Source organism: Streptomyces sp. NPDC051561 (assembly GCF_044454195.1).
Taxonomy (GTDB): Bacteria; Actinomycetota; Actinomycetes; order Streptomycetales; family Streptomycetaceae; genus Streptomyces.
The window spans coordinates 242,657-265,493 of sequence record NZ_JBITDM010000010.1; the positions used below are offsets into that span (position 1 = coordinate 242,657).

The 22,837-nt window shown below is 69.6% G+C and carries 27 protein-coding genes, 1 tRNA gene and 1 riboswitch; of the genes, 11 read left to right on the forward strand and 17 right to left on the reverse strand.

All coding sequences use genetic code 11. The features are described 5' to 3' along the window. Positions 1-82 precede the first annotated feature (82 nt). Positions 83-301: a DUF397 domain-containing protein gene (locus tag ACIA73_RS23435; protein ID WP_399440582.1), complete on the reverse strand. Its 219-nt coding sequence runs from the start codon at positions 299-301 to the stop codon at positions 83-85. Then, positions 285-1,124, reverse strand: coding sequence for a DUF5753 domain-containing protein (locus tag ACIA73_RS23440; RefSeq protein ID WP_399440583.1), 840 nt, complete (start codon positions 1,122-1,124; stop codon positions 285-287). The genes ACIA73_RS23435 and ACIA73_RS23440 overlap by 17 nt, the downstream gene beginning before the upstream one ends. A gap of 144 nt (positions 1,125-1,268) precedes the next feature. Between ACIA73_RS23440 and ACIA73_RS23445 the strand changes: the two genes are divergently transcribed. From ACIA73_RS23445 to ACIA73_RS23465, 5 genes are all read left to right on the forward strand, one after another. Further along, positions 1,269-1,523, forward strand: coding sequence for a hypothetical protein (locus ACIA73_RS23445; protein WP_399440584.1), 255 nt, complete (start codon positions 1,269-1,271; stop codon positions 1,521-1,523). Between the two features lie 190 nt (positions 1,524-1,713). Continuing rightward, a complete protein-coding gene (locus ACIA73_RS23450; RefSeq protein ID WP_399440585.1) occupies positions 1,714-1,935 on the forward strand; it encodes a hypothetical protein in 222 nt (73 codons plus the stop codon). Between the two features lies 1 nt (position 1,936). Further along, on the forward strand, positions 1,937-2,182 hold the full coding sequence (locus ACIA73_RS23455; protein WP_399440586.1) for a hypothetical protein: 246 nt from the start codon (positions 1,937-1,939) through the stop codon (positions 2,180-2,182). 205 nt (positions 2,183-2,387) lie between these two features. Further along, positions 2,388-3,266, forward strand: a complete 879-nt coding sequence (locus ACIA73_RS23460) for a radical SAM protein (RefSeq protein WP_399440640.1) — start codon at positions 2,388-2,390, stop codon at positions 3,264-3,266. A gap of 100 nt (positions 3,267-3,366) precedes the next feature. Further along, complete coding sequence (locus ACIA73_RS23465; protein WP_399440587.1) at positions 3,367-4,404, forward strand: methyltransferase domain-containing protein; 1,038 nt, start codon at positions 3,367-3,369, stop codon at positions 4,402-4,404. A gap of 54 nt (positions 4,405-4,458) precedes the next feature. On the opposite strand, the gene ACIA73_RS23470 is transcribed toward ACIA73_RS23465, so the two are convergent. The 11 genes from ACIA73_RS23470 to ACIA73_RS23520 all read right to left on the reverse strand — a co-directional run bounded on the left by ACIA73_RS23470 (position 4,459) and on the right by ACIA73_RS23520 (position 11,306). Then, positions 4,459-4,737 (reverse strand): GntR family transcriptional regulator, encoded by a 279-nt coding sequence (locus ACIA73_RS23470; RefSeq protein WP_399440588.1) that lies wholly within the window; start codon positions 4,735-4,737, stop codon positions 4,459-4,461. Positions 4,738-5,509: 772 nt separating this feature from the next. Next, entirely contained in the window at positions 5,510-6,262 is a 753-nt protein-coding gene (locus ACIA73_RS23475; protein WP_399440590.1) for a hypothetical protein, read from the reverse strand. A gap of 25 nt (positions 6,263-6,287) precedes the next feature. Further along, positions 6,288-6,680: a hypothetical protein gene (locus ACIA73_RS23480; RefSeq protein WP_399440592.1), complete on the reverse strand. Its 393-nt coding sequence runs from the start codon at positions 6,678-6,680 to the stop codon at positions 6,288-6,290. Positions 6,681-6,718: 38 nt separating this feature from the next. After that, a complete protein-coding gene (locus ACIA73_RS23485) occupies positions 6,719-6,991 on the reverse strand; it encodes a hypothetical protein (RefSeq protein WP_399440593.1) in 273 nt (90 codons plus the stop codon). Beyond that, entirely contained in the window at positions 6,988-7,689 is a 702-nt protein-coding gene (locus ACIA73_RS23490; protein WP_399440594.1) for a hypothetical protein, read from the reverse strand. Before ACIA73_RS23490 ends, ACIA73_RS23485 begins: the two co-directional genes overlap by 4 nt. Then, positions 7,686-8,114 (reverse strand): helix-turn-helix domain-containing protein, encoded by a 429-nt coding sequence (locus ACIA73_RS23495; protein WP_399440595.1) that lies wholly within the window; start codon positions 8,112-8,114, stop codon positions 7,686-7,688. Before ACIA73_RS23495 ends, ACIA73_RS23490 begins: the two co-directional genes overlap by 4 nt. Next, the gene (locus tag ACIA73_RS23500; RefSeq protein ID WP_399440596.1) at positions 8,111-8,467 is read right to left on the reverse strand and encodes a hypothetical protein; all 357 of its coding nucleotides are present in this window, start codon (positions 8,465-8,467) and stop codon (positions 8,111-8,113) included. Before ACIA73_RS23500 ends, ACIA73_RS23495 begins: the two co-directional genes overlap by 4 nt. Beyond that, positions 8,464-8,829, reverse strand: coding sequence for a hypothetical protein (locus ACIA73_RS23505; RefSeq protein WP_399440597.1), 366 nt, complete (start codon positions 8,827-8,829; stop codon positions 8,464-8,466). Before ACIA73_RS23505 ends, ACIA73_RS23500 begins: the two co-directional genes overlap by 4 nt. 229 nt (positions 8,830-9,058) lie before the next feature. Beyond that, positions 9,059-10,537 carry a phage/plasmid primase, P4 family gene (locus tag ACIA73_RS23510; protein WP_399440598.1) on the reverse strand — a complete coding sequence of 493 codons (1,479 nt, stop codon included), beginning with the start codon at positions 10,535-10,537 and terminating at the stop codon, positions 9,059-9,061. Beyond that, positions 10,534-11,040 (reverse strand): hypothetical protein, encoded by a 507-nt coding sequence (locus ACIA73_RS23515; RefSeq protein WP_399440599.1) that lies wholly within the window; start codon positions 11,038-11,040, stop codon positions 10,534-10,536. Before ACIA73_RS23515 ends, ACIA73_RS23510 begins: the two co-directional genes overlap by 4 nt. Further along, a complete protein-coding gene (locus ACIA73_RS23520) occupies positions 11,037-11,306 on the reverse strand; it encodes an integrase (RefSeq protein WP_399440600.1) in 270 nt (89 codons plus the stop codon). Before ACIA73_RS23520 ends, ACIA73_RS23515 begins: the two co-directional genes overlap by 4 nt. Positions 11,307-11,476: 170 nt before the next feature. Here ACIA73_RS23520 and ACIA73_RS23525 point away from each other — a divergent pair, with 170 nt between their 5' ends. Both ACIA73_RS23525 and xerC read left to right on the forward strand, forming a co-directional pair. Next, positions 11,477-12,139 (forward strand): helix-turn-helix domain-containing protein, encoded by a 663-nt coding sequence (locus ACIA73_RS23525; protein WP_399440601.1) that lies wholly within the window; start codon positions 11,477-11,479, stop codon positions 12,137-12,139. Positions 12,140-12,199: 60 nt separating this feature from the next. Beyond that, positions 12,200-13,747, forward strand: coding sequence for a tyrosine recombinase XerC (gene xerC, locus ACIA73_RS23530; RefSeq protein WP_399440602.1), 1,548 nt, complete (start codon positions 12,200-12,202; stop codon positions 13,745-13,747). 322 nt (positions 13,748-14,069) lie between these two features. Here xerC and ACIA73_RS23535 read toward each other — a convergent pair whose 3' ends face one another. Then, entirely contained in the window at positions 14,070-14,642 is a 573-nt protein-coding gene (locus tag ACIA73_RS23535) for a MarR family winged helix-turn-helix transcriptional regulator (RefSeq protein WP_399440603.1), read from the reverse strand. 106 nt (positions 14,643-14,748) lie between these two features. Here ACIA73_RS23535 and ACIA73_RS23540 point away from each other — a divergent pair, with 106 nt between their 5' ends. The 4 genes from ACIA73_RS23540 to ACIA73_RS23555 all read left to right on the forward strand — a co-directional run bounded on the left by ACIA73_RS23540 (position 14,749) and on the right by ACIA73_RS23555 (position 18,866). Beyond that, positions 14,749-15,591 carry an SDR family oxidoreductase gene (locus tag ACIA73_RS23540; RefSeq protein WP_399440604.1) on the forward strand — a complete coding sequence of 281 codons (843 nt, stop codon included), beginning with the start codon at positions 14,749-14,751 and terminating at the stop codon, positions 15,589-15,591. Between the two features lie 76 nt (positions 15,592-15,667). After that, positions 15,668-15,741: transfer RNA gene (locus ACIA73_RS23545), tRNA-Met, on the forward strand. A 93-nt stretch (positions 15,742-15,834) separates the two neighbouring features. Next, a complete protein-coding gene (locus tag ACIA73_RS23550) occupies positions 15,835-17,112 on the forward strand; it encodes a PP2C family protein-serine/threonine phosphatase (RefSeq protein ID WP_399440605.1) in 1,278 nt (425 codons plus the stop codon). Positions 17,113-17,437: 325 nt separating this feature from the next. Next, positions 17,438-17,571, forward strand: a riboswitch (cyclic di-AMP (ydaO/yuaA leader). 11 nt (positions 17,572-17,582) lie between these two features. Beyond that, positions 17,583-18,866 carry a M23 family metallopeptidase gene (locus tag ACIA73_RS23555; RefSeq protein ID WP_399440606.1) on the forward strand — a complete coding sequence of 428 codons (1,284 nt, stop codon included), beginning with the start codon at positions 17,583-17,585 and terminating at the stop codon, positions 18,864-18,866. 144 nt (positions 18,867-19,010) lie between these two features. On the opposite strand, the gene ACIA73_RS23560 is transcribed toward ACIA73_RS23555, so the two are convergent. The 3 genes from ACIA73_RS23560 to lhgO all read right to left on the reverse strand — a co-directional run bounded on the left by ACIA73_RS23560 (position 19,011) and on the right by lhgO (position 22,809). Beyond that, positions 19,011-20,450 carry a PrsW family intramembrane metalloprotease gene (locus ACIA73_RS23560; protein WP_399440607.1) on the reverse strand — a complete coding sequence of 480 codons (1,440 nt, stop codon included), beginning with the start codon at positions 20,448-20,450 and terminating at the stop codon, positions 19,011-19,013. Positions 20,451-20,648: 198 nt separating this feature from the next. After that, entirely contained in the window at positions 20,649-21,497 is an 849-nt protein-coding gene (gene trmB / locus ACIA73_RS23565; RefSeq protein ID WP_399440641.1) for a tRNA (guanosine(46)-N7)-methyltransferase TrmB, read from the reverse strand. 103 nt (positions 21,498-21,600) lie between these two features. After that, entirely contained in the window at positions 21,601-22,809 is a 1,209-nt protein-coding gene (gene lhgO, locus ACIA73_RS23570) for an L-2-hydroxyglutarate oxidase (RefSeq protein WP_399440609.1), read from the reverse strand. Positions 22,810-22,837 lie beyond the last annotated feature (28 nt).

Below are 22,837 nucleotides of genomic sequence, written 5' to 3' on the forward strand. Positions count from 1 at the left end.
CGGTAGATGCGGGCAGGGCCTCGACATGGCGACGGCCCCCGTGGATCGCGAGGGCCGGCGGTGGGGGAGTTGAGGCGGGGGTTCAGGCGTTGAATCCCTCGCCCTTGACGGTGGCGACGAACGCCGACCAGGCAGCCCTTTCGAAGATGACTGCGGGGCCGTGTGGGGCCTTGGAGTCGCGGACCGGCACGTCACCACTGGGGTACCCGTCCGACACCTCGACACAGCCGCCTGACGCGTTTTCGCTGTAACTGGACTTGCGCCACGTGGGGAGAGTCGAGGCGTCAGGAATCGTCTTCAACTTCGTACTCTTTCAAGTATTCGTGGATCAGGCCGAGGGATTCGTCGTCTGTGAGGGCCAGGGAGCGGGCCAAGTCAAACCGTTGGGTCAGCTCCATCACCCTTCTTGGGGACTCTACTGGCTCACCTGAGTCGAAGGTTTCGACGGCGGCCATGGTGGAACCGTCGGGCATTGTGTGCAGTGTCAGGCTCCCGCCGAGCATGGGGTGTGCCCCTCGGGCGAAGGTCAGGACCTGCACGGTCACATGGGGCAGGGTCGCGAGGTGCACGAGATGCCGCATTTGCGCGGCCATGACGGAGGCACCGCCGATTGGTCGTTTCAATGCGGCTTCATCCATGATTCCCCAGTAATAGGGCGGATTCTCCCTTTCAAGGATTCGCTGCCGCTTGATGCGAACGGCCACCCGCTCGTTGATCTGCTCCTCGGATTCCCCGAGCAGTGATCTGCGGAATGCTGCGCGTGTGTATTCCGCGGTTGTCAGCAGACCGGGTACGAGGCTGCTGTTGAACACTTGGGTGCGGACCGCCACCGGCTCTTTGTTGACCGCTTCCCGGCTGTAGTCCGGAATCAGGGTGTCGTGTGCCAACTCCAGCAGTTCGGCGAGTATCCCGTCGGAGTCGAAGAACTCGTCCAGGGTGCTGACCAGGGCTTCCGAAGGAAGCTGTTCCCCGAGCTCTACGCGTCCCAAGTAGCTGTGCGAGTAGCCGCCGACGAGTTCGGACAGTTGCCGGAGTGACAGGCCTTTGCGTTCCCGTAGTCGGCGCAGCCGTTTGCCCAGCCTGAGCCGTGGCGTGAGCTTGCCATCGTCGCTGTTCAGCTCCACGCACTCGAACCCTTCTTCGCATCAACTCACTGTCCACCCAAGGGGTTTGGTGACAGTCCAAGCGTGTACCCAACGGCCCTTGTCGGCAAAGGTATGAGCAGAGAGTTACTGCGAGCAGGCGAGGAAACGAGGGGTACGGCGACCATGGCAGAAGCGCTTGAGTCCTCAGTCCCGGAGGTGGGCGGGTACGCCATAGACGAGGTCACGGGCGACGTGGGCAGGATCGAGGAGATCACGGCCGTGTACGTCCTTCTCGGACCGATCGGCGGCGGGCAGTCGTGGCAGGCGGAACCCGGTCACGTGCGTCCGGTCACCGTGGGCGAACGACTGAGCGCCGGCGTCAAGGTCGCCAACGTCCGGATGTTCGACCCTCGCGAGGTCGGGGGAGGGTGGACGTGATCACTGCGGCGGACATTGGTAAGCGCGTCGAGGATGCGGCGGGGCGCGTCGGCATCCTGCGCGACGTGATCCGGGATTACGTAGACCCTGGCGACCCTCCCGGCAGGCGCCGTAAACGCCCTACGGCGTTCCTGCGGCCCGAGGGTGGCGGCGCTGAGTGGACGGTGCCCCCGAATGAGGTGAGGCGGGCGTGAGCACTCCGCGCGCGGGCGACGGTAACGACTGGGTGGCTGGCCGCTGTTGGCTCTACTGCCGACGTGAGGGGATTCCGGTTCTGTGGATCGGACCTGTTCACGTCACGGACGCGACAGGCCACATGTACGGCTGCGAAACGTGCATAGCCGAGCTGCGGCACATGGTGCACGCGGACCTGGTCCGCAAGGACCAGGGTGCGCTACAGGTGGGCGGGTGACATGGCAGGGAAGCGCAAAGGCCCTGCTGGGCTCAAGGTCGGCATGGTGGTCTTCGACAACTACCAGGGGTTGACCGGCGTCGTCGCCGATTTCGAGGGCACGGTGGTGCACCTCTCCCGTTCCACTGGCATGACGTGGCACACCCGCGCCGGTTCTGTGCGGCCGGCCACTGAGCGGGAACAGCGTCAGCTCAAGGCGATCTGCGAGCACGTCGCGCGGCAACAGCGAGACACCGCCCGCCCATAGACCCCCGCCCCCTGCCGGACGAAATCCGCGTGGTCTCCCCACGGCGATAGGTGATCCCGGCAGAGGGCGGGTTTGAACCCCGCCCGGCTGCCGTCCCTGCACGGTAGGCAGCCGGGCGGACCTCGCGGCGACCGCCGAGCGAGGACGCACGGACCGCACAGCAACGACGACCACACCGAAGAGCGAGGTAGCTGTGACAACGACCGTGGAAAGTCCGGCCAAGTCCCCCACTGGGTTACTCAGGTCGATCGAGCTGGAAATCACCGGGGCCTGTCAGCTTCAGTGCACGCAGTGCTTCGCTCAGTCGGGGCCGAGCGGCACGCACGGCGCGATGACGGCCGACGACTGGCGGCGCGTTATCTCCGACGCGGCGACGCTTGGAGTGCGCGAGGTCCAACTCATCGGCGGCGAACCGACGATGTACCCGGCATGGGCGGAACTGGTGGATCACGCGCTGAGCTTCGGGCTACAGGTCGAGGTGTACAGCAACCTCTTTCACGTGAGGCCGAGTTGGTGGCGCGTGCTTGCGCGGGACGGCGTGAAGCTGGCCACCAGCTACTACAGCGACCGCGCGGCGGAACATGAGGCGATCACCACCAGGGCGGGAAGCTACGCGCGAACCCGTGAACACATCGTCGAGGCGGTGCGGCGCGGCATTCCGCTGCGGGTCGGCATCGTGTCGGTTCTCCCGGGGCAACGTGTGGAGCAGGCACGCGCGGAGTTGGAAGAACTGGGCGTGACGCAGATCCGTACGGACCGCGCGCGGGCGGTCGGGCGCGCGCTGCCCCCGGGAACCGCGCCGGACGTGTCCGAGCTGTGCGGGGGATGCGGGCGAGGACAGGTGGCGGTCCTGCCCACGGGACAGGTGACGCCGTGCGTGATGGCCCGGTGGATGACCACGGGAAACGTACGGGAACAAGGCTTGGCGGCGGTGCTGAGCGGCAACGCGTGGGCGCAGGCGCTCCGGTCGATTCCGGCGCACGCGTACAGCGACCCGTGCGACCCCGATTGCAACCCGGCGTCCGACGGGGGCGACTGCGCGCCGGCCGAGCAGACGGCTTGTGACCCCAAGTACAACGAGTGAGGCGCCGATGAACTGGAAAGCACACGCCGAACGGTTGGCGGGCGAAGTGACCCCGAGCGTGTCCCGATGGCGGGGGCCGGTCGCATCCACGCCCCGGCACATGTTCGTGCCTCGCTGGTGGGAGCGGCAGGACGGCGCGGCATGGGCGCTGCGGGACGGGCCGGCCGATGAAGCGGCATGGCTGCGTGCGGCCTACTCGGACACGTCGTTGGTCACCCGCGTGGGGCCACTGCACGCCGACGGGGCGAACCTCGACGACCACCCCTCGGGCGTGCCCACGTCGTCCAGCACGATGCCGGGGCTGGTCGTACGGATGATGCGTCACGGCCTGCTGTACGACGGCGCAGACCTCTGCGTCGTGGGCACAGGGTCGGGCTACAGCACCGCCCTTGCCGCGCGCCGACTCGGCGAGAGGCACGTCACCGCCGTGGATGTAGACCCGTACCTCACTGAGGCAGCGGTGAAGCGGCTCGGCTCCCTCGGGCTGAACCCTCACGTCCGTACCTGCGATGCGGCCGGCCCGATCGGCGGGGACTTCGACCGCATCGTGTCCATGGTCGCGCTGCCCAACCTCGCGGGGGCCCTCGCGGCACTGCGGCCCGGCGGGCGACTCGTGACCACCCTTGCGCGGGTGCACGTGATCGTGACCGCAGAGAAGGAAGCGGACGGCGAGACGCGCGGAATGGTCGAGTGGGACCGGGCCGGATTCATGGCCACCCGGTCCGGCCCCGACTATCCCCCCGCCCTCGCCGAACTACTCGCCTCCGTACGGGACCGGGAGGGCGACGCGGTGACCGAGGGGCGGTATCCGGTGCTCAATGTGGCGGAAGCCTGGGACGTGCGAGCCATGCTGGAACTCGCCGCCCCGGGCGTGGAGACCCACTACGAAGAACGGGGGCAGACCCGTACGGCGTGGCTGGTCCACGCGGACGGTTCTTGGGCCCGTGCGTCGGCAACGTGGATCGAGCCGCCCACCGTCCACCAGGGCGGCCCCCGCCGGCTGTGGACCGAGTTGGAACGCATCCGCCACCGTCTCAACGGGGAGGGAGGGCTACCCCTCTACGGCAGTCGCGTGCGCATCACGCCCGATGGCGTGTGCCACTTCTCGCGCGGTAGCTGGTCGGCCTCGTACGGCTGATCTCACGTTGGTGCCGTCCGTTCGCCACCTGCACGGCGAACGGGCGGAACCACTTCACGCGCTTGGTGACGGTGCTTCCGGCCCTTGCTCTGCAACGTAGGTGCCGCGCCCCGATACGGCGTAGACGAGTCCATCCTCGGCGAGCGCGGCAATGGCGCGGCGCACCGTTGGACGGGAAAGCCCGTACTCATCCGCGAGCGCGTTCTCGCTGGGAATGGCCCTGTTGGGTTTCCAGTCGCCCCGCTTCAGACGCGCCCGCAAGATCCCCGTGAGCTGCTCGAACGGCGCGTCGGGCGCATCGCGCTCCACCTGGTCATCAGGCCCGTACTCCATGGGGCAGACGGTATCCGGCCGATACGACGAAGACACTCCCTGACAGGCTCATACAGCCCTTTACAGGCTTTTACAGGTAGGTCTAGTGTCGGCCCATGAAAGACCCCCGCGACGCGGCGAACGTCCGGGGGCATGGCCCATCAGCCTCTTGGAGCTGACGAACGTGACCGACTTTATCGCGCACCTTGTGCGCTTACTTGTGCTGCTCTTCCCCGCCAATGGGACGCACCGCGCTACCCCCGCCCCTGCCCCCGCGCACACCCCGGCGGCGCGACCCCGGCGTTTGCTGCCCGAGCATAAGAGCCCGTATGCCCGCGAGGCGGCCGAGCGGCGGCCGTTCGTGGACACGATCAACCCGGTACGCCCCTACGTCACGGCGCCGCCTCGCAGGCATCCGGATACTCCGGAGCGTCGCGCGCAGGCGGAACGGCGGTGGGCGCTGGACATGGCCTTACGCGGTATCGACGTGGGGCCCGAAGTCATCCACGGTGTACGAGTCCGGTCGCACGGCCGTACGGTCCCCGTGGCGGTGGGAGCGTGAGCGCCGATCTGTGCTGCCAGTGCGGGCGGGTGACGTGCGCTCCCGTCGCGGTGCGCCACATCGTGAGTGCGAGCGGACCCGGCCTGACGCTCTATGCGTGCCCAGACTGCGCACCCCACCTCACCCCGGGGCCGCTTTTGGCTGATCCGGTCCCGCCGGGGCAGCGATAGTAACCAGCGGACCCCTGCGGCCTCGTCCGGACGATGCTCCGGGCGGGGCCGTTGGCGTGCCCTATGCGGCAGGAAGCGCGCCCGCGTCCTGGTCGGCGAGGCGGGCGGCGATGGCGGACCGTAGACCGTTGCTGCTGTCGGCGGTGCCGTCGACTTCGCGGCGCAGGCCGGCGAGGGTTTCGCGTAGTCCGGGCTCGATGGCGTCGAGGTCGAGGCGGGCGCGCAGTGCGGCACCCTGTTCCTTGGGCAGGAGGTCGACGCGGGCGCGGTCGAGGTCGCGCAGGATGCGGGCGGGGTCGGGCTCGGTGAATTCGGCGCCTGCGAGGCCCTGCGGCTTGGTGTGCTGCGCTGAGAGGTACGTCGGGAGTTCGGCGCGGAGTGCGTGCAGGGTGTCGAGGTCGGCGCCCTCGATGATGTCCCGGGGCGTGCGCCCGGCGTCGAGCAGTGCGCGCGCCCGTTCCCATGCGCGCCCCTGCCGGGTCTCGGCGAGCAGCTGCTCGGATGCGTCACGGTAAGCGGGAGTGGTGGCCCGGTCGGCGTGGGCGCGTACCTGCTCGGCAGCGGTGCGGGTCTCGCGCTCGATGCGGTCGAGTTCGGCGGCGGCCCGGGTACGTGCGGCGGTGGTGAGTTCGGCGCGGCGGCGTTGGGTGGCTTCCGCGGTGAGGTCCGGGTCACGGAAAGCGTGCGCCTTGCTGAGCGCGTCTTCGAGTTGGCGGCGTAGTTCGTTGATGCCGGTGGTGCGGGCGCGGCGCACGGCGGCGAGGCCGAGCTGCGCGTCAACGATGCTGCGGCCGAACGGCGGGGCGGTGGTCATGGGCGGGGGCCTCTCGGATGGTGGGTCAGTAGTAGCGGACGCGGAGGGGCTGCCCCTGCTCGTCGCGGGGGAGGGTGCGGGCAGGGTGCATGGTGTGCCGTTCGGCGTACCGGCGCAGTGCGTCGACCTCGGCGCGGTGCGCGGCCGGCGGCCCGTCCGGGGCGGCCTCGATGGTGAGCGCGTCGCCGGTCTGCTTGGCCTGCTCGCGCAGGTGCCCGAGCCATCGGCCGTTGTCGGTGTAGAGGGTGCCCTCGACCCACCATGGGGCGGTGTGCACCATGCCCCGGGTACCGATCGTGGCGTGCGTGCTCACCGGGCCCGAACGGTCGTCGGACGCGTCGACCCGATGCCACGGGATGCGACGGTCGTCGGGCGTCTTGTCGTCCCACTGGGAGCGTTCTACGTCGGTCGTGGTCATCGTGTGCGTTCTCCTCTGCGGTAGGCGGGGCGGCGGCGTCATGCGGCAGGGGCACGACCGGTGAGGCGGTCGTACAGGGCCGGGTCGGCGGTGTGGACGCGGGCGCGCTCGGGGTAGCTCATGGCGTCCAGCTCGGCCGCGGTGGTGGGCATGGTGAAGGTGTCGGCCGGCGGGCGTGCGTCGCGCTCGATCTGCTCGGCCCAACGGCGGTGGGTGGGCGACACGTACCCGCCTTGCCCGGCGCGGGGCGGGCGGGGTGCGGTCTCCATCTGGGGGAGGTTGTCGTCGGTCATGTGCTCGCGCGCGCTCACTTCGCGCCTCCTGCCTGCTCGGCGGCAAGGACGTGCAACTGCGGGTGACCGTCCCGGCCTCGGGTCGCCTGGTCGCTGATCGGCGTACGGACGAACGGCGGGTGAAAGGCGCCGGTCGGAATGTCGTGGAACTCGGTGTTGAGGTCGTCGAGCAGTACGGCGAGGCGCAGCCCCGTCCCGGTGGGGTAGTACGTGCTGCCGTCAGCGAGGCGGAACCGGTCGGTGCCCCATCGGGCGGCGGTGCCCGGCTCGGGCGTGGGGCCGAATGTGCTGTCAGGTACGCCGGCGGCGGCGAGCAGACGCGCGCCCTGTCCGGTGGTCGTGTTGTACGTCTCCGATGCGGTGATGAATGCGCGCACGGCGGCGCGGGCGGTGGCGTACGTGATCGCGAGGGCGTCGGCGTCGAGCGGTCCGCCCGGTGCGGCGAGGGCGGTGGCCTGGTCGAGGTGCGCGGCGCGTTCCTGCTCGGCAGCCTTGGCGGTGGTGCGCTCGGCCTTACGGCGGGCGGCGTCGGCACGCAGCTTGGCGAACCGTCCCAACTCGCGTGCGTTGCTGAGCTGGTCGGGCGTGATCTCGTCGTCGCCCTCGCGTACGCGCTCTTCGAGGGCGGTGAGCAACTGCTCGGCCTCGGTGGCTTCCTGCTCGGCCTGCTCGACTGCGGTCTCGCTGCCGGGCTGGGCGGCGGTTGTGGTGGTCATGGTCGGGTGTCTCCTTTTCCGTGGCGGTAGTGGTGCAAGGCGTCGGCGTCGACCGCCCACACACGCGCCCCGATCCGCGCGGCGGGTAACCGGCCGGCGGTGATCAGGGTGCGGACGTGGCGGGGCGTGCAGCCCAGTAGGGCGGCGGCCTCGGCCACTGACACCGTGCCCGAGGGACGGGGCGCGGTTCCGGTAGCGGAAGAATCGAACGGCGCGGTGACGGAATCGAACACGTCGGCCCGTTGAGCGGCCGTGTGCAGGGCGTAGAGGAGTTGGCGGACGCTGGGGGTGACCTCGCCTCCGTCGGCGCGCACACGGGTCGTGAGGTCGCGGACAAGGGAGCGCAGTACCTCACCCGCGACGGCCGGTGGCACGATCACCGCCCCGTCGGCGCGCGTCAGTGCGTCAGTGTCGGCGTGGCTCACCCGGCAGCCCCTCCGTTGCCCGTGCTCTCGTCGGCGTCGTCGTAGAGGGTGACGGCGCGGTGCTCGTCGTAGGCGGCGCACCACTCGGCAGCCACGGCGTGGACGGTGCTCCCCAGCATCGACGTGTCGTCGTCGGGGTCGAGCAGGGCGAGCGTGCGGGCGATGTCCGGCGGCGGCTCGGTGACGCGCTCCCCTTGCAGCGCCAACCCGTCTTGCAGGGCGGCGAGGACATCGAGGGTCGACAGGTGGACGGTGCGCCCATCGGTGAGCCGATGGGCGTGCATGAGGCGCCGGCCGTCGCGGGTCTTCTCGACGGCGAGCAGGCGGCGGGTGAGCGGGGTTGTCCGGGTCATCGGCGGTGGGCTCCTTCTTCGGATGCTTCGAGGGCGGCGAGGCGCTGTTCGAGGTCGAGAGATTCGCGTAGCGACAGGCAGGCGTCGAGCAGGGTTCGGGCGGCCTGTACGCGCGCCTGTCCCTTCTCGGTGTCGAGTGCGTCGACCAGGGCGTCAACGGCTTTGGATGCGCCGGCGGCGAGGCGCCCGACGGCGAGGTGTAGCAACTCGGTTCGGGCGTCCGTGACTTCCTGGCGGAAGGAGGGGTCATCGAGCCACCGCAGGACGGTGCGGCCGGATACTCCGGCGGCGGTGGCTGCCTGCCCGGTCGTACGGCCCTGAGCGAGGGCGACTACTGCGGCGGGGCGGTGCTTGACGGTCATGAACGGGTCTCCAATTCTGTCTCGCGCGCGGGAGGGCGTGCGACCGGTCGCGGGACGCGACTGTCGACGGCCTCGCGCACGCGCGCGAGACGCGGAACGACGTGGGCGGACGTGAGGGAGGTGGGAGGCGGGAGAGGGATGCAGGGTTGTGCTGGGTTTTCCGCAACTCCCCATGCGCACCTGTACAGAAGGAACCGGGAAACCCGTCACAGCCCTGCACTTGTGCAGGTCAGGGGCATTCGTCGTCGGTCCCGGCGAGCATGAGACCGAGATAGAACTGACCGGCGCTGCGCTTCTTCTTCTCGTAGCCGCGCTTGTGCATTGAGTCGGCGAACGTGACCTCGCTGCCGGGCTGCTCGCCGTTGTCGTGGCACCACTTCGACCAGGCGGTGAAGAGGTCCCGTGCCTTGACGACGTTGTGTGGGCCAGTAATCGCGTTCTCGTCGAGGAAGCGGGCGAGTTCGTCACTGGCGGCTTGGTAGGCGGCTGTCCGTACCCGTACGGCCTCGGGCGGGTTGAGCCCCTGTGCTTGGTAGTCGCGCCAACCCTGATGGGCCCACGCGAGCACAGAGGGGGCGGCGGCGCGCAGCCGGTCGGAGAGGCCCGGGTCGCGTTCCGCCTCGGGAATCGTCACGTCAAAAGGGACGACAAGGATGCGTCGCCAGACTGCCGGGTCATCTCCGGAGACGGCGGGCAGGAAGTTAGTCAGCATGATCAGGGCGTGCGACGGGTCGAAGGTGATCGGGTTCCGATGCATGAGGTTGGCCTCGATGGGGTCACCACCGACAAGCCGTTTCATCGTGGCCTCGGCAAACCGACGCCCCTTCTCCGTTTCGGAGCAGAACGCGAGGCGGGCGCCGCGCAGCCGCATCTTGAATGCGCCGTGCCGCTCGTGCTTGGACTCCATGAGCATGGCGGGGTCGACCTCGATGGCGTAGTCACCGAAGGCGGCCATGACGGCGTCGCGCAGGGTGCCTTTGCCGTTCGCTCCGGTGCCGGTGAAGATCGGCATGACGTGCTCGGTGACCTTCCCCAACATGGCGTATCCGAAGAGGCGTTGAACGAATGCCCTCACGTCCCTGTCGGGCAGGATGCGGGCAAGGAATGACTGCCACTCGTCGTTGGTCTGGTCGGCACGGTGAGCGCCGGAAGCCTTGGTCATCAGGTCTGCGCGGTCGTTGGCCTGCACGATGCCTGTGCGCAGGTTCACGGTGCCGGTGGGCGTGTTGAAGAGGTACGGGTCTGCGTCGAGCGCCTTCGACGCGGTGGAGATCGGCGGCAGGGCGGATGCGATTCTCAGCATCCCCTCAATGCCAGAGTCAGACTCCGACTGTCGTATGTCCTTGTAGAGAGCATCACGTTCCTGGCCGGCGAGGTGGTCGAGGTCGCGCAGCGCGGTCTTGACGGTTTGCACGGCAGCCGCCTTGTCCGCGCGCTGCTCGTCGGGGGCCCAACGGGACCCGTCCCATCGGTGCCAACCGACGTTGTGCACGTAGCGCAGATTGTCGGTGTGCTCCTCGATGAACCGCTCGGCCATGCGCAGGTGCCCGCGATGCTGCTCGGGCCGTGCAGAGCCGTTCGGGGAGTTCGGAGGCAGGGCGTACGGGGTGCCCCCGTCGATGGGCGGCAGGGCGGACAAGAAGTTCATCACCGGGTCGAGCGGCGGCGACTCGGCCGGTTGCGTGGGCGTGCTGCGTGCGGGGGTCAAGCGGCCATCTCCTGTCGCGTGTTGTAGGGCAAGTCGAGTTGCGCGCCGTGCGCTCCACGATGGCGCCAGTAACCCGGACGGCCCGGGATGGCTACTGGCGGCCACCCGGCAGCGGCCACAACTTCGCGGGGCTCGACTTGGGCCGAGCGGCGCGCGGCCAACTCGTCGAAGGTCGGTCGGCGCGCGAGGGCGGGAGCGATACGAGCGGCGTAGGCGTTGGCTTCCGCCGTGACGTGGGCGAACCATCGTTCGGGGTCTTCAATGAGTAGGTGGTCGAGCCATGCCTCGCGGGCGTTGTGACGGCGCCACTGCTCAGCGGCCGTGATGATCGCGGCGGCGCGACGCGGGTCGGCGGCGCGCAGTGCGGACCATGCGGGACTGCCGTACTCCGGGCAGTCCACGGCACCGAGCGTGGTCACCTGCGCTGAGGCCCAGAGCGCCACCGGGTCTTGTGCTGGGTCGGGGTTGCCCGGCGATTGCATCTCGCGCGCCGCCGCACTCATGCGGTCAGCCGGGACCCTGCCGGGGCAGGCACCTCGGGCTGATGGCCGTGGTCGTCCTCGCGTCGGACGCTGAGCAGGTCAAGCAGCTCGGCAGTGGGAACGCGGTAGGCGTTGCCGAGGCGGAGCAAACGAACGGGGAACTCTCCCCGCTGCGCGAGTTCGTACGCCTTCGATCTCCCAAGAGAGAGGGCGCGTCCTGCCGTTACAAGGTCGACTGCGGCGGGCAGGGCCAGCAGGTCAGATCGGGTCATGCCGAGCTGTGTCATGGCGTGTCTACCTTCGACGTTTTAAGGATCTGGAAGCACAAGGATGGCCGTCTCTGCTGGACAGTGTCAATCGATCTGATTATTGTGCTTCCATGACACAAGGTGACTGGCCTGGCGATCTGGCGCGACGTATGGCAGGGGAGGTAAGGCGCTTTCGGCAGGTCCGGGGTATGAGCGCGCAACAGCTATCGGACCGTTGCGCTGAGCTGGGTATGCCCATTGCTCGATCGGTCCTCGCCAATTTCGAGAGTGGGCGGCGCCCCACGCTTTCGGTTGCTGAATTGCTCGTCATTGCGCAAGCACTTCGAGTGCCGCCGGCGTCCTTGGTGTTCCCTGTTGGCCTCATGGACACGGTGGAAGTTCTTCCGGCGCAGGTGGGCGATACCTTTGACGCCGCTCTGTGGTTCGCAGGTGAACATCCTGGTCATACTGGCCCGGAGAATTGGCGTATGACGGATGAGGACACGGACCTCTTCGAAGATTCCCCGTTCGGTGTGTGGCGCTTCCGCCAGCACGAAAGGCTTGTGCGGGGACTCGTTTCTCATCAGATCAGAGCTGACGAGAAGCTGAAGAGGGCGGCCCAGCTTGCCGACAGCCCCTTGGATGGCGAACTTCGACTCGCCCTGATCCAGGTAGCAGAGGAGATGACAGAGGCTACGCACGATGCTGCGCAGGAGATCGAACGCCTACGGAGCGAAATGCGCGAGGACGGTCTGAACCCTCCGCCCCTCCCGTTCTATCTGGCTCCCTATTTCCGGGAGAAGGTCGACCCGCCGCCCGAGCTGAAGTTCTTGGCGGACGCAGCGCGTACCAAAGATGGAGATGAAGGTTGAGCACCAATTGTCGAGTGAGTGCACTCGCGGACCAATCAGGCTTAACTAAGAGGGGGCGCAATGTCATCTAGTCGCCGAGGTGGGGCCGTGTACAAGCGTTGCGAATGCCGCGACGCTAACGGCAAGTTGTTCGGAAACGGTTGTCCCGATTTGGCCAAGCGGAATCACGGTCGGCCTGCGGTGCGCCAGGAACTCCCTCCTTCGGAGGGCGGCACGCGCCGGACGTTCCGGCGGACCGGATACGAGAAAGTCAAAGACGCTCAGTCCGACCTCGACCGCCTGCGCGCCATCCTCGACCTTGCAGGGGACGATACGGACGCTCAGTGCCGGGTCGGCGACCTCCTCGCGGACGTGGCGAAGCGTCGCGTACCCGTCCCGGAGGCTGCCGAGATTTCCCGGCGGCTCGGCGTGGGCGTCCCACTCGACGGCAAGATGACCGTAGGCGAGTGGCTTGACGTGTGGCTTGCCAGCAAGAAGACGCGCAAGACCACCACCAACGGTTACGCCTCGCACGTCAGGGTGCACCTGAAGCCCCGCATCGGGCACCTGCGCCTCGACCGGTTGAACGTGGGGCACCTGGTCGAGCTGTTCACCGCGATATCCGACGAGAACGAAGTGATCGAGGCCGAGAACCAGGCCCGACGCGATCAGGTCGGGCGGTGCTCCCGTGGCCGGTCCGGCAGGATGAAGGCATCCGAACGCGCCCACTTCGTGGCTGAGCGGGCAAAGCTCGACGGCATGAAGCCCTTCCGTAAGGTCACGGGGCCGGCGACTCGGCAGAGGGTTCGTTCGACGCTGCGCGCCGCGCTCAATGCGGCGATTGCGCGGCAGCTCATCACCTTCAATGCGGCCGAGCACGTCGAGCTTGACTCGGGGAAGCGACCCAAGCCGCTGCTGTGGACCACGGAGCGTGTACAGCGTTGGCGGGAGACAGGTGAGAAGCCGAGCCCGGTCATGGTCTGGACGCCGGAACAGTTCGGCGCCTTCTTGGATGAGGCCGAGTCGGATCGGCTGTATGCCTTCTTCCACCTGATCGGCTTCCGTGGACTGCGCCGTGGGGAAGGTGTCGGGCAGGCGTGGGCCGAACTCGACCTCGATGCAGGAGAGTTGACGGTCTCGAAAGAGATCGTGGTGGACGGGTGGACCCCGTACGAGACCGAGCCCAAGACCGATGGCAGCGCGGCGACCATCGCCCTTGACTCCGTCAGTGTGCAAGCGCTCAGAGACCACAGGGCGCGGCAGCTCGCGGAGAAGAAGAAAGCAAAGGGCAAGTGGGTGGAGACCGGGAAGGTCTTCACGACGGAGCTGGGGGAGTGGCTGCACCCTGAGCACGTCTCGGATGCCTTCCGCCGAATCTCCAAGGCTGCCGGCCTTCCGCCCATCAACCTGCGAGACCTACGGCACGTGTCGGCCACCGTTCAGCATCGAGGCGGCGGGGACCTGCACTCGATCAAGGAGACGCTGCGGCACTCCACGATCACGCTCACTTCCGACACGTACACGAGCCTGTTGCCCGAGGTGGACAAGGAGATTGCAGAGAAGGCGGCGGCGGTGGTCCCCCGGGCGCGGCGCCCCAAGATGATTCAGGCAGTCCCCGACGTGGCGTAGTAGCGTTGGACTGAAGCGGCAAACGGCTCTGTCACCGCAGGTGGCAGGGCCTTTTTGCTGGCCCGTTGCTGGCCCGGATGCCTTGATAGCGGCCGGTTGTGGGCGGACGGACCGGTACCGAGTGAAACGCGGTATGCGGCTCTGAGCTGCGACTTTGGGACCTACCGGGACGCCGCGACACTGCGCGACATGGGGCGGGAGTGATCGCTACGGGTGATCCGCAGACTTTTAATCCGTTGGTTGTCGGTTCGAGTCCGACATGGCCTACAGGACGCAGGTGGGGGCTTACGCCTCCGACCTGCGGGGGAGCGCCCCGACCGGTTTACGCCGGTCGGGGCGCTCCGTCGTTTCCGGCGGCCCGGGGCGTCGCTCGGTCCGTTCGGGGGGCCGAGGGGCGGGTGCGTACGGCGTCCTGGTCCGTGACGTAGCGGAGCATCAGGCGGGCGAATTCCAGGCGGTCGTGTTCGGACCAGGATGCCGTGATGTATTCGAAGGCGTCGCGCTGGTGGCGGCGGAAGCGGGCCATCAGGTTCCGTCCCTCGGGGCTGAGGCGCAGGACGGTGCGGCGGCCGTCCTGCTGGGAGGCGGCGCGGATCAGATAGCCCGCCGCGATGCAGTCGGACACCATGCGGCTGGCCACGGACGGGTCCACGCCGAGGTGCGCGGCGACGCCGCCGACGGTGATCTCGCGCGGGGCCGCGTCGGGTGCTGCCGGGGCGTCGGGCTGCCGCTCGGGCCGCTGTTCTGCTTCCAGCACGATGTTGAGGATCAGGGTGCGGCTCAGGTCCTTCTGGGGGATCGGGTTCTCGACCTCCAGGAGCGAGGACCGCCGCAGCTTCCCGAACGCCGGGCCGACCGCGTTGAGCAGGTCATCGGCCGTTTCGTGCTTCTTCATGACCGCATCGTACGCAGCTGGATTACGCGCAGCATATATGTGTTGACGTGAAATTGTGTGCGTGTGAGCATGCATGTGTATGCAATCAATGAAGTGGAGTTCTCCTGTGTCAGTCCTCATCACCGGCGCCCGTGGCCAGGTCGGCCAGGGTGTCCTGGGCAGGCTCGCCGCCTCCGGTTTCCCTGTCCGTGCCGCCAGTGCCCGCCCCGCCGAGCTGGCGGTGCCTGACGGGGTCGAGACGGTCGAGATGGTCCTCGACCGGCCCGAGACCTTCGGCGCCGCGCTGGACGGCGTACGGCAGGTGTTCCTCTATCCCGAACCCGCGGGCATCGACGAGCTGATCAAGGCCGCCGAGGCCGCCGGGGTCGAGCACGTGGTGCTGCTGTCATCGGCGGCGGTGCTCGGGCCCGATGCCGAGACCCACCCGATCGGGAGTCACAACCTCCGGGTCGAGCGCGCGCTCGCGGACTCCACCCTGACCGTCACGGTGCTGCGCCCGGACGCCTTCGCGAGCAACTCACTGGGCTGGGCCTGGCCGATCGGGCAGTCGATGCCGGTCGCGCTCGCCTACCCGGACGCGCGGATCGCGCCCATCCACCCCGATGACATCGCCGACATCGCGGCCGAGGCGCTGACCGGTGGCACCCTCGCCGGCCGTACGGTCACGCTCACCGGCGCCGAATCGCTCTCCTTCCGCGAGCAGCTGGCCATCCTCTCGGACGAGACCGGCCGGGAGATCCCCGTCGAGCGGATCAGCCGCGGGGAGGCCGAGCAGCAGATGGGGAAGTACCTGCCGGACCGCATGGTGACCGCGCTGCTCGATCTGTGGGCGTCGGCGCAGGACGGTCCCGCCGAGATCGCCGACACCACCGCGAGCCTGCTCGGGCAGCCGGCCCGCAGCTACCGGCAGTGGGCTCGGGAGAACGCGGCCGCGTTCGGAGCGGAGTGACCCCGGGCGGGAAAGCGGCTCCGGGGTAAACGTGGTCGAAGGGGCTGCCCGGATGGCGTAGGGTTGTGTTTACCGACGCGGGGTGGAGCAGCTCGGTAGCTCGCTGGGCTCATAACCCAGAGGTCGCAGGTTCAAATCCTGTCCCCGCTACTGAAGAAGTAGTAGCAGTAGGCCTGAGGCCCGGAACTCGAAAGAGTTCCGGGCCTCAGGCGTTTTCGGGGGCGACGGACCGGCGTCCCCCACATGGCGGATGCCGATTCGCACTGCGGCGCGGCTCCGGCCAGCCTGGGTGGGGAGCGGTACCGTCCGCACCCGGTGCGGACCTGGGCAGGAGAGCAGACGGTGGCGGGGAACGGGCGTGGGAGCGACGGGGCCGGGGGCGGGGCGGAACCGGCGGACCGGAGGGGACGCAAGAGCAGGCGGTTCGTACGGGTGCTGCCCGTGCTGATGATCGTCGGCGGAGTGGTCTACGACGAGGCGACGCCACCCGATTTCACCGCGGCCCCGTTGTTCACGGCGGCTCCGCTGGTGGCCGCGCCCTTCTTCCCGCTGTTGCCGACCGTGCTGATCGCGGTGGCCTCGGTGCTGGCCGTGGTGGGACTGCGGATCGGTGACGGCACGATGCTGAGGGTGCTGTCGGTGACGGAGTTGCTGACGGTACTGACGGTGGGCGCGCTGGCCGTGTTCATCAACCGGGTGGTACGTCGCGGGGACCGCCGCCTCGCCACGGTGCGGGTCATCGCGGAGGCGGCCCAGCGCGCCGTCGTACCCACGCCGCCGGAACGTATCGGCGGACTGCAGATCGCGGCGCGGTACGAGGCCGCCGACGCGGACGCGTTCATCGGGGGCGATCTGTTCGCCGTGCAGGACACGCCCTACGGGGTGCGGCTGGTGGTGGGGGACGTACGGGGCAAGGGACTTGAGGCCGTGGAGGCGGTCGCCATCGTGGTGGGGGCGTTCCGGGAGGCGGCCGAGACGGAGAGCACGCTGGAGGGGGTCGCGCAGCGGCTGGAGCGGGCACTGGCCAGGGAAGGGGCGCGGCGGGACGGGCTGGACGCGCTGGAGGGGTTCACCACGGCGGTGCTCGCCGAGATCCCGCGCGGCGAGGGCGTCGTACGACTGGTGAACCGGGGGCACCCGGAGCCGCTGCTGCTGTACGCGGACGGGGAGCTGGACGTACTGGAGCCGGAGGAGTTCGCGCTGCCGCTGGGGATGGGCGACCTGGGGGACTGGCCGGACCGGGCGCGGGAGTTCACGTTCCCCGGCGGGTCGACGCTGCTGTTCTACACGGACGGGATCACCGAGGCGCGGGACGCGCAGGGGGTCTTCTACGATCCGGCGGCCCGGCTGCGGCTGTCGCTCTTCCCGGGGCCCGAGGCCGTACTGGACGCGCTGATCAGTGACGTACGGGTGCACACGGGTGGCAAGCAGACGGACGACATGGCGCTGCTCGCGGTCGGACGGCCGGGGGAGCGGCAGCCGGAGCGGCGGCGGACCGTGGAGATCGTGAAACGGCCGTGAGGGCGGGAGGTGAGGCCGCCGTGCGCGGCCGCACGGGCACTGTGACTACGGGTTGTCACTGAGTGTGCGCGAAGGGGAGCGCTGTGCATAACAATTGACGATCTATCAGTTGTGGAGAGTTTGCGCGCGTGGGAATGGGTGTGGCCGAAGGGGCGTCAAGGGGGCGTTGTGACGCCCGGGTTGATGGCCTTTTGGGTCTTATGTCATGGCCAGGGATGCAAGCGTTGCGTTAACGATCAACAGGAACGGCTTGGAATTCCACTTGTGTGTCTATTAACGTTCGATAACGCAGCGCGGTCGTCCCAGCCGTCGTCAGAGACGGCGCCGTGCGCGTGCGCCGAATTCCGTGAGGAAACCGGGGAACCACCAATTGGGGTGAATCGGGCTGAGCCTGGCCCGTAGGAGACCTTCCTGCTCCGAACCCGTCAGCTAACCCGGTAGGCGAGAAGGAAGGAAAGGAGCGCGCCTCCGTGGCGTCCAACAGGCCTGCCCCCGCAGCCCCCACCACCGCTTTCTCGTACGGGTCCTACGGTGTCCCGAACGACAGTGAAGGCCCGGAGGGCACCGGTTACGGCAACGGACACGGTGCCGGCTCCACCACTGCGACGATGCCGGCGGTCCAGGCGACGCAGACCATGACGCAGACGATGCACCAGCCCCGCACCGGGTTCGAGGGTTTCGTCGACTACTCGGACCACGAGGGTCCGCAGGCATCGGCCGAGGAGTGGAACCCCACCGAGGAGTCCGTCGTCCCGGTCCGCGGCAAGCACCGGGTGGCCAAGCAGCGCGGCTCGCTCGCCCGTAGCTCCACCGTGCTGGGTGTCGGCGTGATCGCGGCGGTCGGCGCGGGTGGCATCGCCACCGCGCAGGACAAGCCCGCGGTGTCGATATCCCTGCCGGACCAGATCACCGACTCGCTCGACTCCCTCGCCGGCTCCCTGCCGGACGCCAAGTCCCTCCCGGGTGTCGGCGCGCTGATGTCCGACTCCGAGGACAAGCAGGACGAGGGCGTCATCGAGGCCGGTTCCGAGAGGGACGTGGTGGTCGCGGCGATGCCCGTCGCGGCGCCGGTCGCCGACGCGGCAGGCTCCGGGCAGCAGGCGGGTGCCGGTGAGAGCCTGCGCGCCCGCATCCTCCAGCAGGCCGAGCAGCAGCGCTCCGCGGCCGACGAGGCCGTCCAGGAGGCCGCGCGCGAGAAGGCCGTCCAGGACGCGGCCGCCGAGGCGAAGAAGCAGCGCGACGCGGCCCACGCGAAGGCCGAGAAGGCAGCCCGGGAGAAGGCGGAGGCCGAGGAGCGGGCCAAGGCCGAGGCCGAGGCGCGTGCGGAGGCCGAACGGCTGGCAAAACTGGCCGCCAGCTTCTCGCTGCCCACCTCCTCGTACTACCTCACCGCCACCTACGGGCAGGCCGGCTCGATGTGGTCCTCCGGCCAGCACACCGGACTGGACTTCGCCGCCTCGGCGGGCACCCCGGTGAAGGCCGTGCACGGCGGCACCATCAAGTCGGCGGGCTGGTCCGGCAGTTACGGCTACCGCATCGTCCTCGAAATGTCCGACGGCACCGAGATCTGGTACTGCCACCTCTCGCAGATGAACGTCTCGCCCGGCGACAAGGTCACCACCGCCGAGGTCATCGGCAACGTCGGCGCCACCGGCAATGTGTCGGGAGCGCACCTGCACCTGGAGGTGCACACTCCCGGCGGCGACGGCGTCGACCCGGCGGCCTGGCTGCGAGACAAGGGCCTGACGGTCTGAGCCTCCGCACCTGACGGTCTTCGCACCTGACGGCCCGCACCACCGCACTTCCGGACTCCGGCAGTCCTGGCGCTCACCCCCCGACGCCAGGGCTGCCGGTTCGCGTTTGCGGGCATGCAGCGAAGTGGCCGCCACGGTTCCGCTTCAGTGCTTGTACGGGTTGTACGCCGCCGCGTAGGCCGGGTGGTACGGCGGGGGCAGCAGCCGTATTCGCCCGGTGACCTGGGCGGCGTACACCAGGGCGGGACCCGCTGTCCGCTTGCGCTGCCACAGTTCCTGCAGCAGCTCCCGCTCACGCGCGGTGAAGGCGGCGGCCGACTCGGGTGTGGCCGTCGAGCGGCGGGCCCGGTAGCGCAGGAAGGCCAGAGCGGTCGCGGACCTTTCGTACTCCGCCACGGCGCGGGCGGCGGCCGGGCCGTACGACCTCGCGGCGTACCCCTGGGCCAGGGAGCGGGCGCGCATCGAGGACAGCGCGAGCGGTTCGGCCGGGTCCAGCCAGCCGGCGGAGGCGTACGCGGGCAGCTCGGCGCCGAGCATCCGCAGCTCGCGCTGCCGGGTCCAGATCGCCAGCCAGGTCAGGAACGCGAAGACCGGGACCATGAACAGCCCGTACACCGCGTAGAAGCCCAACGGGCCGAAGGACGCCGAGCCGTTCCACAGGGCGTGCATGCCCATGGCGAGCAGCAGGCCGAGCAGGGGGAGGGCGACGCGGCGGATCCGCACCCAGGCCCGGGTGCGGCCGCGGCGGGTGGGAGTGAGCGCGACCAGGCCGAAGCCGATGCCGGTCAGCACCGTGAACAGGGGGTGCGCGAACGGCGACATGATCACGCGGACGAAGAAGGTGCCCGCGGTCACCGCGCCCAGCCCGGTGCCGAACGACTGGTCCTCGCCGAAGGCATTGCCCAGATAGAGGATGTTCTCGGTGAAGGCGAAGCCGGTCGCGGTGAAGCCGGCGATCACCACCCCGTCGACGATCCCGGTGAAGTGCCGCCTGCGGAACAGGAAGATCAGCAGGATCGCGACCGCCTTCGCGCACTCCTCGACCACCGGCGCGACCACGGTCGCGCCGAGGGTGTCCGCCCCGTCGGGGTCCGCGGTGGCCACGGCTATCCAGCGCACGGCGAAGCTGTTGGCGGTGATGGCGACGAGTGCCGCCGCGCAGGATCCCCAGGTGAACGCGAAGATCAGGTTCCGCCACGGCCCCGGCTCGACCCGGTCCAGCCAGCGGAACGCGGTCACCAGCAGCGGCACCGGGAAGACCGCGAGGCCGAGCCCGACCAGGAAGCCCCGGGTGCCGGTCTGCTCCCGTACGAGAGCGAGCAGGACCAGGCCGGAGAGGGCCAGCAGCAGGATCAGCGCGGTCGCGCGGACCGCCCGGCTGCGCCAGAAACGGCTGCCCCGCAGGCGCAGCAGCCACCGGCTCGGGAACGCACGGCGCACCCCGTCGCCCTGCCAGTGCGCGGCATCCGGGACATCGGATCCCGGCACCGCGGGGACCGGCACGGCGTGGCCCGGGACCGGGACGACCTGGTCCTGGACCGGCGCGGCCGGGTGCGGGGGCGGCTGTTCGTACGTTTCGTACATCCAACGACCCTAACGAGTGCTACTGACAGCCGCGATGCCCTGTGGACACAGCCTGTGGACAACTTCCTTGTGGGAGGCCGCTCGTGGCTGGAAAAGGGCGTCGGCCGGTGGCGATGCGCGTCTGCTGCTGCGCGGGGCGTCGGCCGGTGGGCGGGGCGTCGGCGCCGGTGGGCGGGACGGGACGCCCGACACCGGCTCTCAGTCCGAGTGCGTGACCCTGCGGAACATCAGGTCGTGGACCACATGCCCCTTGTCCAGGCCCTGGCCCTCGAAGCGGGTCAGCGGCCGGAAGGCGGGCCGGGGCGTGTAGCCGCCGTCGGCCTGGGTGTTCTCGAAGTCCGGGTGGGCGGTGAGGACTTCCAGCATCTGCTCGGCGTAGTCCTCCCAGTCGGTCGCACAGTGCAGTACGGCGCCGGGGGCGAGCCGGGTCGCGGCCAGCGTCAGGAACTCCGGCTGGATCAGCCGGCGCTTGTTGTGGCGGGCCTTGGGCCACGGGTCGGGGAAGTACACCCGCAGGCCGCTCAGGGAGTCCGCCGGGAGCATCTCGCGGAGCAGGATGATCGCGTCGCCGTTGGCGACCCGGACATTGGTGAGGTCGCCCAGTTCGGCGAGGCGCAGGAGGTTGCCCTGGCCGGGGGTGTGGACGTCGACGGCGAGGATGCCGGTGGCCGGGTCGTCGGCGGCCATCCGCGCGGTCGCCTCGCCCATCCCGAAGCCGATCTCCAGGACGACCGGCAGCCCGTCGAACATCGCGTCCAGGTCGAGGACGCTCTGTCCGTCGATGTCCGTGCCCCGGGTGGGCCACCAGCGCTTGAGCGCCTCGCCCTGTCCGGTGGTGACCCGGCTGCGGCGCGGCTGGAAGCTGCGGATCCGGCGCTCGAAGTGCGAGCCGGCGGGGTCGGGGGAGGGGCCGACCCCCTCGGGGAACATGCGCAGGGCGCGGGCCCGGACATGGGCGGCCTCGCGGTCGGCGGCGTCGCGCGCGGCGAGCTGGGACGGGCCGGGCTCGGCGGGCGCCTGCGGCTCGTGGGGCTGCGGCTGGGGCATCGTGGGGTTCTCGCTGTTCTCGGACACAGTGGTCCGATTCTACGGAGAAGGGCGAAGCCGGGCGCCCCACGGCAGCGAGCCCCACCGCAGCCCGCCCCCACCCTCAGCCCCGCACCCGGTCCCCCGCCATCACGGCCAGCACCCGCCGTGCCACCTCGCGCCCGATCGGCAGTGAAGCCGTGGCCGCGGGGGACGGCGCGTTCAGCACATGGACCGTGCGCGGCGCCTCCCGGATGAGGAAGTCGTCCGCGAGGGTTCCGTCGCGCAGGACCGCCTGGGCGCGGACGCCCGCGGGGGAGGGGCGGAGGTCGGCCTCCGAGACGGCGGGGAGCAGCCGGCGTACCGCGTCGGTGAAGGCGCGCTTGGAGAGGGAGCGGTGCAGCTCCCCGGCCCCGTACCGCCAGTGCCTGCGCGCTATCCGCCAGGAGCCCGGCCAGGCGAGCGTCCCGGCCAGGTCGGCCGGACGTACCGCCCCCCAGTCGTAGCCCTCGCGGGCCAGCGCCGGGACCGCGTTCGGCCCCACGTGCACACCTCCGCCCACGCCCCGGGTCAGATGGACCCCGAGGAAGGGGAACGCCGGGTCCGGCACCGGATACACCAGCCCCCGCACCAGATCCGGCCGCAACAGGTCGAAGTACTCGCCCCGGAACGGCACGATCCGCATCCCCGGGTCGTCGCCCGCCAGCCGCGCCACCCGGTCGCAGTGCAGCCCCGCACAGTTGACCAGCGCCTTCGCCCGGATCACGGTCCCGTCCGAGGTCCGCACCGCGACCCCGGCCTCCCGGCGGGCGATGGCCCGGACCTCCGCCCCGTACCGCACCTCGGCGCCCGACGAACGCGCCAGCTCCTCGGTCACCCGGCCGTAGTCGCAGATGCCGGTGGTGCCGACGTGGATCCCCGCGAGGCCGCGCACCTCGGGCTCGTACTCCTGGATCTGGGCACGGCCCAGCTCGCGCACCGGGATGCCGTTCTCCCTGCCGCGCTGTACCAGGGCGTGCAGCCGGGGCAGCTCGTCGCGCTCGGTGGCGACGATCAGCTTGCCGGTCACCTCGTGCGGTATCCCGTGTTCCGCACAGAACTTGATCATTTCGGCGGCACCGCGCACCGCGTACCGTGCCTTGAGCGAGCCGGGGCGGTAGTAGATCCCGCTGTGGATCACCCCGCTGTTGCGTCCCGTCTGATGTCTCGCCGGACCGGGCTCCTTCTCCAGAACCATCACCCGGACCCCCGGCGCGGCGCGCGTGAGCGCATGCGCGGACGCCATCCCGACGATTCCCCCGCCGATCACCAGCACATCGCAGTCATGCCTCATCGCTGTCACCTCCCACCCCGAATAGTGC